Annotated in this window: 16 protein-coding genes; 10 read left to right on the top strand and 6 right to left on the bottom strand. The window is 59.3% G+C overall.

Translation table 11 applies throughout. The annotated features are described in order from the left end of the window. Positions 1–21 precede the first annotated feature (21 nt). Both MXF20_RS03325 and eptA read right to left on the bottom strand, forming a co-directional pair. Positions 22–618: a TetR/AcrR family transcriptional regulator gene (locus MXF20_RS03325; RefSeq protein WP_325967654.1), complete on the bottom strand. Its 597-nt coding sequence runs from the start codon at positions 616–618 to the stop codon at positions 22–24. A gap of 39 nt (positions 619–657) precedes the next feature. Further along, positions 658–2295 (bottom strand): phosphoethanolamine transferase EptA, encoded by a 1638-nt coding sequence (eptA, locus tag MXF20_RS03330; RefSeq protein ID WP_325967655.1) that lies wholly within the window; start codon positions 2293–2295, stop codon positions 658–660. 222 nt (positions 2296–2517) lie between these two features. On the opposite strand from eptA, the gene MXF20_RS03335 reads away from it, so the two are divergent. From MXF20_RS03335 to MXF20_RS03350, 4 genes are all read left to right on the top strand, one after another. Continuing rightward, positions 2518–2757 carry a DUF1289 domain-containing protein gene (locus MXF20_RS03335; RefSeq protein ID WP_021506211.1) on the top strand — a complete coding sequence of 80 codons (240 nt, stop codon included), beginning with the start codon at positions 2518–2520 and terminating at the stop codon, positions 2755–2757. Between the two features lie 65 nt (positions 2758–2822). Then, the gene (locus tag MXF20_RS03340) at positions 2823–3719 is read left to right on the top strand and encodes an aldo/keto reductase family oxidoreductase (protein ID WP_325967656.1); all 897 of its coding nucleotides are present in this window, start codon (positions 2823–2825) and stop codon (positions 3717–3719) included. A gap of 81 nt (positions 3720–3800) precedes the next feature. Further along, positions 3801–4319, top strand: coding sequence for a superoxide dismutase [Cu-Zn] SodC (sodC, locus tag MXF20_RS03345; RefSeq protein WP_325967657.1), 519 nt, complete (start codon positions 3801–3803; stop codon positions 4317–4319). A gap of 129 nt (positions 4320–4448) precedes the next feature. After that, on the top strand, positions 4449–4916 hold the full coding sequence (locus tag MXF20_RS03350) for a hypothetical protein (RefSeq protein ID WP_325967658.1): 468 nt from the start codon (positions 4449–4451) through the stop codon (positions 4914–4916). Here MXF20_RS03350 and MXF20_RS03355 read toward each other — a convergent pair whose 3' ends face one another. The 3 genes from MXF20_RS03355 to MXF20_RS03365 are packed head-to-tail and all read right to left on the bottom strand — an operon-like array spanning position 4917 to position 8025. Beyond that, complete coding sequence (locus tag MXF20_RS03355) at positions 4917–6917, bottom strand: FUSC family protein (RefSeq protein ID WP_325967659.1); 2001 nt, start codon at positions 6915–6917, stop codon at positions 4917–4919. A gap of 7 nt (positions 6918–6924) precedes the next feature. Next, entirely contained in the window at positions 6925–7782 is an 858-nt protein-coding gene (locus tag MXF20_RS03360) for an HlyD family secretion protein (protein WP_325967660.1), read from the bottom strand. A gap of 6 nt (positions 7783–7788) precedes the next feature. Then, positions 7789–8025: a DUF1656 domain-containing protein gene (locus tag MXF20_RS03365; protein ID WP_325967661.1), complete on the bottom strand. Its 237-nt coding sequence runs from the start codon at positions 8023–8025 to the stop codon at positions 7789–7791. 150 nt (positions 8026–8175) lie between these two features. On the opposite strand from MXF20_RS03365, the gene slyA reads away from it, so the two are divergent. Further along, positions 8176–8613, top strand: coding sequence for a transcriptional regulator SlyA (slyA, locus tag MXF20_RS03370; protein ID WP_010618966.1), 438 nt, complete (start codon positions 8176–8178; stop codon positions 8611–8613). A 41-nt stretch (positions 8614–8654) separates the two neighbouring features. On the opposite strand, the gene slyB is transcribed toward slyA, so the two are convergent. Continuing rightward, positions 8655–9122 carry an outer membrane lipoprotein SlyB gene (gene slyB / locus MXF20_RS03375; RefSeq protein ID WP_325967662.1) on the bottom strand — a complete coding sequence of 156 codons (468 nt, stop codon included), beginning with the start codon at positions 9120–9122 and terminating at the stop codon, positions 8655–8657. Between the two features lie 285 nt (positions 9123–9407). Between slyB and anmK the strand changes: the two genes are divergently transcribed. The 5 genes from anmK (at position 9408) to pdxY (ending at position 13873) form a co-directional block, all read left to right on the top strand. Then, the gene (gene anmK, locus MXF20_RS03380; protein ID WP_325967663.1) at positions 9408–10529 is read left to right on the top strand and encodes an anhydro-N-acetylmuramic acid kinase; all 1122 of its coding nucleotides are present in this window, start codon (positions 9408–9410) and stop codon (positions 10527–10529) included. A 9-nt stretch (positions 10530–10538) separates the two neighbouring features. Continuing rightward, positions 10539–10868, top strand: coding sequence for an MliC family protein (locus MXF20_RS03385; RefSeq protein WP_325967664.1), 330 nt, complete (start codon positions 10539–10541; stop codon positions 10866–10868). A gap of 20 nt (positions 10869–10888) precedes the next feature. Beyond that, positions 10889–11545 (top strand): pyridoxamine 5'-phosphate oxidase, encoded by a 657-nt coding sequence (pdxH, locus tag MXF20_RS03390; protein WP_325967665.1) that lies wholly within the window; start codon positions 10889–10891, stop codon positions 11543–11545. Between the two features lie 139 nt (positions 11546–11684). Next, positions 11685–12959, top strand: coding sequence for a tyrosine--tRNA ligase (tyrS, locus tag MXF20_RS03395; protein WP_325967666.1), 1275 nt, complete (start codon positions 11685–11687; stop codon positions 12957–12959). 53 nt (positions 12960–13012) lie between these two features. After that, the gene (gene pdxY / locus MXF20_RS03400; RefSeq protein ID WP_325967667.1) at positions 13013–13873 is read left to right on the top strand and encodes a pyridoxal kinase PdxY; all 861 of its coding nucleotides are present in this window, start codon (positions 13013–13015) and stop codon (positions 13871–13873) included. Positions 13874–13912 lie beyond the last annotated feature (39 nt).

Raw genomic sequence — 13912 nt, forward strand, 5'->3', positions numbered from 1 at the left:
AGAAATTGCCGTTTTTAAAAATCAGCGGTGATTAAGCCACTGTTCGATGGTGTCGAGCGCCAGGCTAATCGGCCCAGGCTCACGTGAAATTTTGCTCTGCAGGCTGGCGCCCAGCCACAGCAGATAACAGCGCTGCGCCAGCTGCTGCGGGCTTTGCCCATAGGGCAGCGGCTGTTCCGCTGCGACCTCCGTCAGACAACGCGCGTAAGCCGCCGTAATAGCATTGGCACCGCGCTGCAGCGCATCGCGCATCGGTTCTGACAGATCGCACACTTCGCCGGAAAGCTTAACGCCGAGGCAGCCGACGATGTGGCCCTGCTCGATAAACAGCCGTTCCGCGTAGCGAAAGTGCTGCAGCAGACGCTCGCGCGCCGTCAGGCCAGGCCGGGTCAGCTGCTGTTCGACCTGCTGCTGATAGTTGACGAAATAACGTTCCAGCAGCGCCACGCCGAACGCTTCTTTGGAGCGGAAGTAGTGATAAAACGAGCCTTTCGGCACTTCCGCCAGCGCCAGCATTTCGCTCAACCCCATGCCGGTGAAACCGCGCTGCAGGCAAACCTGCTCGCCGGTGGCGAGCAGATGTTCACGGGTTTCGTTGCGTTGCACTGTCTTGTTCATGGCAGGCAGAGTATTAGACCAGTCGGTCTAATGCAATCCTCAGGCGTGATTCTGGCACGATTTGATCATATCCAGCTGCGGCTGATACTGCTGCGTCTGAATATTGAACAGCCCGAGTAGCGTGTGGAACAGGTTGTCCTGCGACACCGCCGCGTCTGCCGCCTGCTGGCGCAGACAGGTTTGATCGACATGGTAAGCCGCAGCATAGCCGGGCGACATCCACAGCAGCAGCGGAATGTGCGTCTGCTGCGACGGCGCAAACAGGTACGGTGCGCCATGCAGGTACATGCCGTGTTCGCCCAGCGACTCGCCGTGATCGGACAGATACACCAGCGCCACGTTGAAGCGATCGCTCAGGCCTTTCAGCTTATCAATGGTACGACTGAGCATGTCGTCGGTATACAGCAGCGAGTTATCGTAGGTATTAACCAGCGCCTGATGATCGCAATCCTGAATTTGATTACTGTCGCAGGTCGGCGTAAAGCGCCGGAATTGCGCAGGGTAGCGCTGGAAATAAGCCGGACCGTGACTGCCCATCTGGTGCAGAACGATGATGCCGTCATTGTGCAGGCTGTCGACATAGTTATCGAAGCGATGCAGTAGCACGTCATCCAGGCAGAAGCCATCGTGACAGTACTGCGGCAAGCGCCATTGCGTCATATCGGTATGCGGTACCCGATCGCAGGCCCCTTTGCAGCCGCCGTCGTTTTCGCGCCACAGCACGCTGATGCCCGCATGGGCGAGCACATCCAGCACGCCTTCCTGATGATGGGCGAGATTGGCATCATAGTGCTCGCGTGGCATGTTAGAAAACATGCAGGGCACCGAAATCGCGGTTTCCGTGCCGCAGGAGCTGGCGTTGGGATAGTAGATCACCTGCTGTTTTTCCAGCTGAGGATTGGTGTCGCGCGGGTAGCCGCCGAGGGAGAAGTTCTCCGCGCGCGCGGTTTCGCCCACCACCAGCACCACCAGCGTCTTTTTCTGCTCAGCGGCAATCAGTGGCCCTTTTTTCGCATCCTCGCCAATTTTGATCAGCGCCTGACTGCCCTGCAGATAACGCTGATCGACATAATGGCCGGTGCCGCTGACGATATTGGCTGGGGTAATCATCTTCACCAGCCCTTTATTGTTGCGGATCAGCGAAGCGTAATCTTTATAAAACAGCACGGCCATCAGCAGGATGATCAGCACAGCACCGAGCGCACCGGCGAGGCGCTGCAGCAGGTTCCACCACCAGCGCTGGCGGCTGCTGATCCGCACGCTGCACACCAGCGCGGCCGGAAGAATGCCCATCAGCAGCATCCAGATAACATAGTTGCGGCTCATCAGCGCGCCGGTTTCCTGCGCGTTCGACTCAAACACGTTTTCGATCATGTTGGTGTCGATCACCGTACCGAAACTGTGCATAAAGTAGTTAGCCGCGGCGCTGGCGAGAATCAGCACAATCAGCAGCGGTTTGCGTATCCACGGCCAGGCCAGCAGCGAAAACACCAGATAAAATGCGGCGACCAGCACCACCGGCATGCTGGCGGCAAACAGATAATCGTGGAGGCGGGTATAAGGAATAATTTCCCATGCGCGCAGTAAAAACAGGGCATTAAGTACGACGGTAAAGAACAGCGCGGCCAGTAAATTAAAACCGCTGTCGTGACACTGTAACTTAGAGGTGAATTTCATGGAGACTCATCGGAATAACGGAATATGACAATCGTATGAATTAAAGATGAGGAAAACCTTAACCGCGTCTCAATGCGCCCGATTGATGGCCTGACTGACGCCACCCAGAAGTAAGCAGGCGTGTCTGTCGCTGCGTACAGTAGCAGTATTCGCGGTTAATGCCTTGCACTATGTCACTAAGCTGTTATCAATAAGAGTGGATATGTTCATTGCGGAGTGGATGTGGCTGAGCAATTAGAGTTCTTTCCGGTTCCGAGCCCCTGTCGCGGTATCTGCCAGAGCGATGCGCGCGGCTACTGCCGTGGCTGTCTGCGCAGCCGGGAAGAGCGCTTCAACTGGATGAAATTCAGTGATGCGCAAAAACGCGAGGTGCTGCGCCTGTGTCGTCAGCGCCTGTTGCGCCTGCAGCGCCAGCAAAAAGTGGATGAAAATCCTGATCCACAACAACCGGAGCTGTTTTAAGAAAACGCGGCCTGCGCATTTGGTTATACTCGCGCTTTCGCTATTGCGCAGAAGGGAGTTTAACCATGTTACAACCGCAACCTATTGCTCCGCAGGGACCGACGTTTTCTCCGCTGATTGCCGGTTACTGGCGGCTGATGGAATGGGGCATGACGCCACAGCAGCTGGTGCAGTTCATTGAGCATCATCTGGCGCTGGGCATCAGCACCGTCGATCACGCCGACATCTATGGCGACTATCGCTGTGAAGCCGCATTCGGCGAGGCGCTGCGCCTGGCACCGCAGCTGCGCCAGCAGCTGCAAATCGTCACTAAATGTGGCATCGCGACCCGCGCTAAACCTGAGCACAAAATCGGTCACTACATCACCGAAGCCAGCCACATTTTGCACAGTGCGGAAAACTCGCTGCGCCACTTTGCCACCGATTATCTCGATCTGCTGCTGATTCACCGCCCGGATCCGTTGATGGATGCCGATGAAATCGCCGAAGCGTTCCTGCAGCTGCATCAGAGCGGCAAGGTGCGTTATTTTGGCGTCTCCAACTTTACCGCTGCGCAGTTCACGCTGCTGCAATCCCGCCTGCCGTTCAGCCTGGTGACCAACCAGTTGGAGATCTCACCGCTGGAACAGTCGGCGCTGCTCGACGGCACGCTTGACCAGTGCCAGCAGACGCGCATGCGGCCGATGGCGTGGTCGTGCCTCGGTGGCGGCCGCCTGTTTAACGATCCGCACTGCCAGCCGCTGCGCGATGAGCTGGAGCAGGTGCGGCAGGAGATCGGCGCCAGCAATATCGAACAGGTGGTCTACGCCTGGGTGATGAAGTTACCCAGCCGTCCGCTGCCAATCATCGGTTCGGGTAAAACCGCGCGCGTGAGCGACGCGGTGAAAGCCTGCGAACTGACGCTTGATCGCCAGCAGTGGTTCCGTATTCGCAAGGCGGCAGTGGGTTATGATGTGCCCTGAAGCGTAAATCTGCGTCAAACTACGGCAGCCTGGACAAAAGCGGTCCAGGCTTAGAGGGAATCTGAACCGTAAGGAGACGTTATGAAAAAAACCATTATGGCTGTTCTGGCGCTGGCCTGTGCTGCCGGTGCGCAGGCGGCGTCAGAAGAGGTGACGCTGCATCAGGTCACGGCGCAGGGGGTTGGTGAGTCGATTGGTAAGGTCACCATCAGCGAAACCCCGTATGGTCTGCAGTTCGCGCCCAACCTGAGCGGGCTGAAACCCGGTATTCACGGCTTCCATGTCCATGCCAAAGGCAGCTGTGAGCCCGGCGAGTCCGCAGGCAAAACCGTCGCGGCCGGCGCGGCGGGCGGTCACCTCGATCCACAAAACAGCGGCAAGCACCTCGGTCCCTACGCTGACGGTCACCTCGGCGATCTGCCCGCGCTGTATGTCACTGACGACGGCAAAGCCAGCTATCCGGTGGTGGCACCGCGTCTCAAATCCCTGAGCGAGATCAAAGGCAAAGCGTTGATGGTGCACGTTGGCGGCGATAACCATGCTGACCATCCGCAACCGCTTGGCGGTGGCGGCGCGCGACTCGCCTGCGGCGTGATCTGACTCCCGGGCGGCGACGGGCCGGTACCCGTCGTCGTCGTGCAGAAAAATTCTGACCCATTTTCCTGCTACTCAGCGGCAACATTCCATCCTATGATGTTGATTCAGGAACGGAACCGCTCAGGGGCAGGCATGAAAACGCGTGGGATTTTGCTGTTGTGTTTAGCGCTGGTGGGCTGCGATCGCCCCAATGATACCCAGTTACGACTGGAGGCCAGCCGTCAGCTTCAGCGCGATATTGATACCAATCCGCTGCGCGCCAGCTGTGAGGATATTGCCCGCGGCCGCGAATGGATCACGCAGCGTATCCTGCAGCGTCTGCAAGCCAAAGGCTGCCAGAACGTCCTGCGCAGCGCGACCGAAGCCAATTTCACCCACACTGACATCCGCCGTCACAGTATCACCGTGGTATGTGGCGGGATTCAGGGCAAAAGTTTTACCGGCAGCACGCTGGTGCGGCGCTTCATCTACTCATCGGATGAAAAAGCGCTGGTGATCGAACCGATGTCCGAACAGGACAAAACCCGCTTTGAAGGGCAGAAAAGCCTGCAGCAGCTGCACGATGACTTCAACCATCAGTTCACCCAGTACTGCGAATAATCAATCCGGCACCGCCTGACGCAGCTGCGCCAGCGAACAGCGCAGCCGCCACAAGATGCCTGCCAGCGTATTGGCTTCACTGTCCGGCTGCTGTTGCAGCTGATCAATGGCGCGCGCCAGCGTATCCAGCGCAGTCTGCAGCGAGCCGTGACGCACGCCGCGCAGACTCATAATTCGCTGCAGATCCTGCAGGCTGGTGTCACGCAGCTGCGCCAGCGTCGGCGAGGCAGGCTGCCAGGCGCGCAGCTGCCAGACAATGTGCGAACAGTTCAGCAGCACCACGCCCCAGCGCAGCAGCCAGACACGCGCCTGCTCATCGCGGCTGTGGCTCAGCTGGCTGATATGATGGTAAATCTGCGATTCAAACCGGCTCTCACTCAGGCGCGGCTGACGGCGTAGCTGATCGAGAAAAGCCTGGCGCAGCGCCCGGATATGGCGCCGGCTGCGGCGCGCATCAGAACCGGGCTGCAGCACCTGAAACGCCAGCCACGCCAGCAGCACGCCGCACACCTTCGCCAGGTTATCGTTCAGGAAGCTCTGGAAATCCCAGTCTGGCGGATTGCTTACCGCGATAAACGATCCCATAAACACAATAAACTGGCCCCACAGCGCGGCGCGTTTCTTCTGTTGCAGCTTAAACAGTTGCAGCGTCAGCAGCAGCGGGAACAGCAGCAGCAAAAACTGCCACAGCGCGCTGATCTGCACCATCAGGCCAAACTGCAGCACAAAGCTGAACAGCGACAGCCACAGCAGGGTTTTCAGCAGCAGCGACACGCTGCCGCCGGGCGAAGGCGACGAGGAGTAGAGCACGCAGGCGATGGCGGTCAGGGTGAGCGCGGCTGCACCGGCGTCCCACTGTGTGCCGATCCAGAAGGCGCAGCCCAGCATGATCACGCTAAACGTGCGCAGCGCACTCCAGCCCGCCTCGGCGCTGTCGCTCTCGCGAGCCAGCGCGGGCGCATACGGCGGCTGAAAACGGGTGTCAGCGTCGGCGCGTTCAATCAGGCGAATCCAGCGTGCGACATTCAGCCACACCCAGCAAAAGTAGCGCAGCCGCTGCACAAAAGCGCGCTGGCGGAAATCACCGTGCATCTCCGGGGTAATACTGCGCAAAATCTGCGCCAGCCGGTATTTATCACACTGCGGCTGTGCCAGTTCGTGCAGCAGCTGCTGCATTGCGCTGTACAGTGCGGGCGGGGCTTCGGGCCAGTTGAGCAGCATGCGCCGCAGGCTGGAGAGCACGCTGGTCAGGCGCAGCTGCTGATGCAGCACGTAGTTGAGCACGTTGTTCTGGCGGCGGAAGCGATAGTGGCTCCAGAAAGCCTGAATGCGCAGCAGATTCATGGTGAGGATCTGGCTGATGACATTTTCATGCGCGGTGCGCACGTTATCCGTGCTGCTCTGCTGCAACAGCAGCACCGCGTGATCGAGCAGGCGGGTGTGCATCTGGCGCAGCGAAAGCATCAGCGTACTGCCGTCCGAGGTGCTGGGCAGAATCATCATCATCAGCCCGGCGCAGAGGATCCCGGCAATCACTTCGCACACGCGCGCCTGGGTAATGTCCCACAGCTGGCTGACGTCGCTGACATTGACGCTGCTGAAGGCGATAATCGCGGCGGTGTAACCGGCCAGGGAAAAGGCGTAAGCCACATTGTTTTGAAAATGGTTGGCGACCCAGGTGCAGAGCGCCAGCCAGCCGGCCATGAAAAAGGCAAACAGCCAGGGTTCGTTGAGCGTATGACCGGCGATCAGCAGCGCGGCGCTGGCGCCGAGCAGGCTGCCGACGATGCGCCCGAGGCTTTTGCTGATGGCACCGCCGACGGTGGGAAAACTCACCACCGCCGCTGAGGTCATCGCCCAGTAGGGCTGATCCAGCTGCAGCGCATAGGCGAGGGTGAGCGCCAGACACATCGCGATGGCGTTGCGCAATGCATAGCGCCACTCGCCGCCGGTTGCCTTAATCCACGGCAGATTGTGCCAGGCCAGCCACTGCAAATTCATGCCGGCCTCAGTGCGCGATGGCGATGGTGCAGGTGGTGCCAGCCACCAGCGGCACATTATCCGGCACCGCGCTCAGCCGGATACGCACCGGGACGCGCTGGGCCAGCCTGACCCACGGCACGTTGGGTTTGATATCGGGCACCAGCCCGCTGTCGCTGGCGATGCTCTGATCGTAAATGGCGCGCCCGATGCTCTCGACCTGGCCCTGCAGCCGCGCACCGTTGCTGTACAGCACGATTTTCGCCTGCGCGCCGGGCTGAATGTGACGCAGTTTGGTCTCTTCGAAATAGCCCATCACATAGTAAGAGTGGCTGTCGACCAGCGCGAACAACGGCGTACCGGCGCTGGCGTAATTGCCGGCACGCAGCGTCAGGTTGCTGACCCAGCCGTCAGTCGGCGCGGTCACCGTGGTTTGCTGCAGGTTCCAGCGCGCCTGATCGAGCATCGCCTGCGCGGCTTGTGCCGTTGCCGCTGCCGCATTGGCGTTGAGGCGCGCCGCGTCCATATCCTCAGCCGAGATCACATTGCGCGGCAGGCTGGCGCGGCGACTGGCCTCATGCTGTGCTTTGGCCAGCTCAGCCTGCGCCTTCGCCAGCTGCGCCTGCGCATTGTCCAGCGCGATTTGCCACGGTACCGGATCCAGCCGGAGTAACACCTCTCCTTTGTGCACGAACTGATTGTCGCGCACCGCCAGCTGGCTGATGCGACCGGAAACCTCAGGCGTCACGTCCACCAGTTCGGCGCGCACTTTGCCATCGCGCGTCCACGGTGCCTGCATGTAGTAGTTCCACATCCACCAGCCTGCAAGCAGCGCCAGGGCAAACACCACAAGGGTAGAAAAGTACTTAAAGGGGTTGAATTTCATGATGATTTATCCGAGGCTCAGTATCCACAGCGCGCCGCTCACGCACAGCACAAACAGTGAGAGATCCATTAAGGTGGGGTGCCAGACCTCGCCGGAGTAAATCCAGCCGCGCAGCAGCGGATGAATCAGCAACCAGAAAAAGAAGCCCAGCAGCACCGCTTTAAACAGCGGCGGGAAGAACAGCGACGCGCCAAAGACCAGATCGGTCAGCGGCGCCGTCGCGGTGAGCGCAAAGATTGACACGTGGCATCATCCTTATGACCCCGGCACGGTTAAATCAAGTGTAGACAGCGGGTGTGCCGTCTGGCCTGGGATTTGTAATTTGTCCTGTAAACTCGCAGAATAGTGTAAAATCTGGCTTGATAGCTAGCAAGCTAATTATAAGGAGATGAAATGGATACGCCGCTTGGAACAGATCTGTCTCGCCTGGTGCGCATCTGGCGCGCGTTGATCGACCAGCGTCTGAAGCCGCTTGAGTTGACACAAACCCACTGGGTGACGTTGCACAATATTCATCAACTCCCGCCAGAGCAGTCGCAGATTCAGCTGGCGAAAGCCATCGGTATTGAGCAGCCTTCGCTGGTGCGTACGCTGGATCAGCTGGAAGAGAAGGGGCTGATCACCCGCGCCACCTGCGCTAACGATCGCCGCGCCAAGCGCATCAAGCTGACCCGCCAGGCTGAGCCGATCATTGAGCAGGTCGAAAACGTGATCGACGCGACGCGTGACGACATCCTCTCCGGCATCAGCCTCGAAGAGATCAATCAGATGGTGACGCTGATTGCCCGGCTGGAAAAAAACATTCTCGAGTTGCAGAACCGCGAGAAATAAAAAAACCGACGCACTGGCGTCGGTTTTTTTTATCTGTGCGCTTAGCGCGGAGAGACGGTGACCTGGCTGCCGTTGGAGGCCATCACCACGCGCTGGCCGACTGAATAACGGCTGGCGGACTGCTTCTGCACCACCATGATGGTGTTGCCGTCATCCTTGCGGATCTCCAGCTCTACGCCGTCAGACTTATTGATCGCACCCTGCACGCCCTGACCGGCCACGCCGCCCAGCACCGCACCGCCGGCCGTTGCCAGACTGCGACCCGCGCCGCCGCCGATGGTGTTACCGAGGAAACCACCCAGCACGGCACCGCCGATAGCGCCGATGACGTTGCTGTCATCGCCGCCCTGAATTTTCACCGGACGCACGGAAACCAGCGTACCGTAGGAGACGCTTTGTACCTGTTTAGCTTCGCTGGCGCTGTAAACATCGCCGGAAAGGGTGTCGTTATTAACACAGCCAGCCAGCGTGATACCGGCCAGGGCTACGGCTACGAAACGCTTAATCATCAGAAAGCTCCTTAATGCTAAAAAACGCCATATTCTCATCCTGTACTGCAAGAGTATAAGTCAGAAAATGGGCAATTGACGCCATGTCCAAACAATATGCGGCTGGGCCGAAGCATAGACCACTGCCTATCAACAAAAATTCAATTGCCGGATGAAAATAGTTTGCTCGCGGAATGCGCGTCGCAGCGCAGTTGAAAAGCGGAAATTTATCATAGAATTAGCATCGGTAATTTGCCAGGCTAAACACAGATGCATTGCAGGCCCGCAAACGGGTAAGGAAGCGCTATGAAATCAGGACGCTATATCGGCGTGATGTCCGGCACCAGCCTGGACGGCGTAGACGTCGTACTGGCCGCCATCGATCAGCACATGGTGGCGCAACAGGCCAGCTACTGCCATCCCATCCCGCTGGCGCTGCGTCAGCAGGTGCTGGCGATTTGTCAGGGACAGACGCTGACGCTGTCGCAGCTCGGTCAGCTGGATACCCGGCTCGGCCAGCTGTTTGCCGAAGCCGTGCTGACGCTGATGCAGCAGCAGGCGCTGGAGGCCAGCGATATCATGGCGATTGGCTGTCACGGCCAGACGGTGTGGCACGAGCCGCAGTCGGCAGCCCCGAATACCCTGCAGATTGGCGACAATAACCAGATTGCTGCCGCGACCGGCGTCACGGTGGTGGGCGATTTTCGCCGGCGCGACATGGCGCTGGGCGGGCAGGGCGCGCCGCTGGTGCCAGCTTTTCATCAGGCGCTGCTGATGGACAGCGTCGAACGGCGTATGGTACTGAACATTGGCGGTATTGCTAATTTGTCGCTGTTGATCCCCGGCCAGCCGGTGCGCGGCTTTGATACCGGGCCGGGCAACATGCTGATTGATGCGTGGATCTGGCGCCACAAAGGCCTGCCGTTTGATAAAGATGCCGGCTGGGCGCGCAGTGGCCAGGTTGTGCCTGCACTGCTGGAGCAGATGCTCAGCGATCCGTGGTTTGCGCTGCCGCCGCCGAAAAGCACCGGCCGGGAATACTTTAACCTGGGCTGGGTGGAACAGCAGCTGCAGCGCTTCCCGGCGCTGGCCCCGCAGGATGTGCAGGCAACGCTGTGCGAGCTGACTGCGCTGACTATCGCCCATCAGGTGCAGCTCAACGATGGCTGCGATCGTCTGCTGGTGTGCGGCGGCGGCAGTCGCAATCCGCTGCTGATGGCGCGGCTGGCTGCGCATCTGTCTGGCACCGAGGTGGGCACCACCGATGAGGCCGGTATCAGCGGTGATGACATGGAGGCGCTGGCCTTTGCCTGGCTGGCCTTCCGCACGCTTTCCGGGCTGCCGGGCAATCTGCCGGCGGTCACCGGCGCGCGGGAAATGAGCGTGCTGGGTGCCATCTATCCTGCCAATCCCCACGTAACACGTTAAGGAGTAAACATGAAGCAGATGATTGTGCTGGCTGGCACACTGACCCTACTCAGCGGCTGTGGCCTGTGGCACAAGCCAACACCCGCGCCAGAAACATTACACTACCAGTGCGGCACGCTGCCGCTGACGGTCACGCTGGATAACGCGCAGCAGCAGGTGCGCTTTATTCTGGACGGCAAACCGCTGACGCTGACCCAGACGGTGTCCGCCTCTGGCGCGCGCTACAGCGACGGCACTTACGTTTTCTGGTCAAAAGGCAATGGCGCCTTTGTTGAACGCAACGATAAAATCGTGATTAATGATTGTGAACTGCAGAACGCGGATGCCTCCGCACAGTAACAGAGAACCGGGATATCAGCATGAGCGACAGTGACAGCTTGCAACAAATTGCCCACCTGCGTCGGGAGTACACGCGCGGCGGACTGCGGCGCAAAGATTTGCCAGATACTCCTCTGGCGCTGTTTGAACAGTGGCTGCAGCAGGCCTGTGCCGCACAGCTGCCCGATCCTACCGCCATGACGGTGGCGACGGTGGACAGCAGCGGCCAGCCGTATCAGCGCATCGTGCTGCTCAAGCACTACGATGAGCAGGGCATGGTGTTTTACACCAACCTCGGCAGCCGCAAAGCGCTGCAGCTGGCAGACAATCCGCGCATTTCGCTGCATTTCCCGTGGCACTTCCTGGAGCGACAGGTCATGGTGCTGGGTGAAGTGGAGAAGCTGTCGCCGCTGGAAGTACTGAAGTATTTCCACAGCCGTCCGCGTGACAGCCAGATCGGTGCGTGGGTATCGAAGCAGTCGAGCCGCATTTCCGCGCGCGGCGTGCTGGAGGGGAAATTCCTGGAGCTGAAGCAGAAATTTCAGCAGGGGGAAGTGCCGCTGCCGAGTTTCTGGGGTGGATTCCGTGTCAGATTCCACACCATGGAGTTCTGGCAGGGCGGCGAACATCGCCTTCATGACCGCTTCCTCTATCAGCGCGATGGCAGCCGCTGGACAATCGATCGTTTAGCACCGTAAAACTGCGTTTTACCCCCTTTCAGCGCTGGCGCACGACTCGCCAGCGCTTTATGCTATAGCCCTCATTTTTTTCGTATCCGCACAGGCGCGGACAGCTGTGTACCAGCATAGGTGCAGTCTGATCAATTTGGAGTCAGTGATGACCAGCAGTAACCTGATACAACAATTGCAAGAGAGGGGCTTAGTTGCCCAGGTAACGGACGAGGAAGCGTTAGCAGAGCGGCTGGCGCAAGGGCCAATTGCACTCTATTGCGGCTTTGATCCCACCGCTGATAGCTTGCACTTGGGCCATCTGGTGCCGCTGCTGTGCCTGAAACGTTTCCAGGACGCTGGCCACAAGCCGGTGGCCCTGGTGGGCGGCGCCACCGGTCTGATTGGCGATCCCAGCTTTAAAGCGGCGGAACGTAAACTCAACACCACGGATACCGTCAACGAGTGGGTGGAGAAGATCCGCAAGCAGGTTGCGCCTTTCCTCGACTTTGACTGCGGCGACAACAGCGCCATCGCGGCCAATAACTATGACTGGTTTGGCGGCATGAACGTGCTGACCTTCCTGCGTGATATCGGTAAGCACTTCTCGGTCAATCAGATGATCAACCGTGAAGCGGTGAAAATGCGCCTGAACCGTGAAGATCAGGGCATCTCCTACACCGAGTTCTCCTATAACCTGCTGCAGGGTTATGATTTCGCCGAACTGAACAAGCGCCACGACGTGGTGCTGCAGATTGGCGGCTCCGATCAGTGGGGTAACATCACCTCCGGCATCGATCTGACGCGTCGTCTGCATCAGCAGCAGGCGTGGGGCCTGACCGTACCGCTGATCACCAAGTCGGACGGCACCAAATTCGGTAAAACCGAAGGCGGCGCGGTATGGCTGGATGCGAAGAAAACCAGTCCGTACAAGTTTTACCAGTTCTGGATCAATACCGCTGATGCGGACGTCTATCGCTTCCTGAAATTCTTCACCTTTATGAGCATTGAAGAGATCAATGCGCTGGAAGAAGAAGACAAGAACAGTGGCAAAGCGCCGCGCGCGCAGTACGTGCTGGCTGAGCAGGTTACCCGTCTGGTACACGGCGAAAGCGGCCTGACGGCGGCGAAACGCATCACCGACAGCCTGTTCTCCGGCAGCCTGAGCGACATGACCGAAGCGGACTTTGAGCAGCTGGCGCAGGACGGTATGCCGACCATCAGCCTGAGCGCGGAAGATGATCTGCAGCAGGCACTGGTGGCGGCGGAGCTGGTGCCGTCACGCGGCCAGGCACGCACCATGATTGGCTCCAACGCGGTAGCCATCAACGGCGAAAAACAATCTGATGCCGAATATCGCTTCAGCGACAGCGACAAACTGTTTGGTCGTTACACGCTGCTGCGTCGCGGCAAAAAACACTACTGCCTGATTAGCTGGCAGTAAGGTGCAAGGGCCGGTCTCCGGCCCTTTTTTATGGCAAGCAGTACAGGGCAATAATGAAAAATATCCTCGCAATCCAGTCTCATGTGGTTTACGGCCACGCCGGTAATAGCGCGGCCGAATTCCCGATGCGCCGCATGGGCGCCAACGTCTGGCCGTTAAACACGGTGCAGTTCTCTAACCATACGCAGTACGGTCACTGGACCGGCACCGTGATGCCCGCCACCCATCTGACCGACATCGTAAACGGCATCGCCGCCATCGATCGTCTCAAAACCTGTGATGCGGTGCTGAGTGGCTATCTTGGCTCGGCCGAGCAGGGCGAGCAGATTCTGGCAATCGTCCGTCAGGTCAAGGCGGCGAATCCCGACGCCTGGTATTTCTGCGACCCGGTAATGGGCCATCCGGAAAAAGGCTGCATTGTCGCGCCCGGCGTGGCGGAGTTTCATTGCAAGCAGGCGATGCCGGCCAGCGATCTTATCGCGCCGAATCTGCTGGAGCTGGAGATGCTCAGTGGCCAGACGGTGGCTAACGTGGAACAGGCGGTGGTTGCCGCGCGTGCGCTGATTGCGCAGGGGCCGCGTGTGGTGCTGGTGAAACATCTGGCGCGTGCCGGACGCCGCAGCGATCGCTTCGAGATGCTGCTGGTCACCGCCGACCAGTGCTGGCACATCAGCCGTCCGCTGGTGGATTTTGGTGTGCGTCAGCCGGTAGGGGTTGGCGATCTGACCAGCGGCCTGCTGCTGGTTGACCTGCTGCACGGCAAATCCCTGCAGGATGCGCTGGAGCATGTCACCGCGGCGGTGTATGAAGTGATGCTGAAAACCCATGAGATGGGCGAGTACGAACTGCAGCTGGTGGCGGCGCAGGATGCGATTGCCCAACCGACGCAGCACTTTGCGGCAGAACAGCTGTAATCATTGCCGATGAACAGGCCGGCTGTCACGCCGGCCTGC

The sequence above is a fragment of the Pantoea dispersa genome, assembly GCF_035783935.1.
GTDB lineage: Bacteria > Pseudomonadota > Gammaproteobacteria > Enterobacterales > Enterobacteriaceae > Pantoea > Pantoea dispersa_C.

Excerpts from the sequence above, each read along its gene's own strand:
- MXF20_RS03325 (WP_325967654.1), bottom strand. The coding sequence starts at position 618 with ATGAACAAGACAGTGCAACGCAACGAAACCCGTGAACATCTGCTCGCC.
- eptA (WP_325967655.1), bottom strand. The coding sequence starts at position 2,295 with ATGAAATTCACCTCTAAGTTACAGTGTCACGACAGCGGTTTTAATTTA.
- MXF20_RS03340 (WP_325967656.1), top strand. The coding sequence starts at position 2,823 with ATGTTACAACCGCAACCTATTGCTCCGCAGGGACCGACGTTTTCTCCG.
- sodC (WP_325967657.1), top strand. The coding sequence starts at position 3,801 with ATGAAAAAAACCATTATGGCTGTTCTGGCGCTGGCCTGTGCTGCCGGT.
- MXF20_RS03350 (WP_325967658.1), top strand. The coding sequence starts at position 4,449 with ATGAAAACGCGTGGGATTTTGCTGTTGTGTTTAGCGCTGGTGGGCTGC.
- MXF20_RS03355 (WP_325967659.1), bottom strand. The coding sequence starts at position 6,917 with ATGAATTTGCAGTGGCTGGCCTGGCACAATCTGCCGTGGATTAAGGCA.
- MXF20_RS03360 (WP_325967660.1), bottom strand. The coding sequence starts at position 7,782 with ATGAAATTCAACCCCTTTAAGTACTTTTCTACCCTTGTGGTGTTTGCC.
- slyA (WP_010618966.1), top strand. The coding sequence starts at position 8,176 with ATGGATACGCCGCTTGGAACAGATCTGTCTCGCCTGGTGCGCATCTGG.
- slyB (WP_325967662.1), bottom strand. The coding sequence starts at position 9,122 with ATGATTAAGCGTTTCGTAGCCGTAGCCCTGGCCGGTATCACGCTGGCT.
- anmK (WP_325967663.1), top strand. The coding sequence starts at position 9,408 with ATGAAATCAGGACGCTATATCGGCGTGATGTCCGGCACCAGCCTGGAC.
- MXF20_RS03385 (WP_325967664.1), top strand. The coding sequence starts at position 10,539 with ATGAAGCAGATGATTGTGCTGGCTGGCACACTGACCCTACTCAGCGGC.
- pdxH (WP_325967665.1), top strand. The coding sequence starts at position 10,889 with ATGAGCGACAGTGACAGCTTGCAACAAATTGCCCACCTGCGTCGGGAG.
- tyrS (WP_325967666.1), top strand. The coding sequence starts at position 11,685 with ATGACCAGCAGTAACCTGATACAACAATTGCAAGAGAGGGGCTTAGTT.
- pdxY (WP_325967667.1), top strand. The coding sequence starts at position 13,013 with ATGAAAAATATCCTCGCAATCCAGTCTCATGTGGTTTACGGCCACGCC.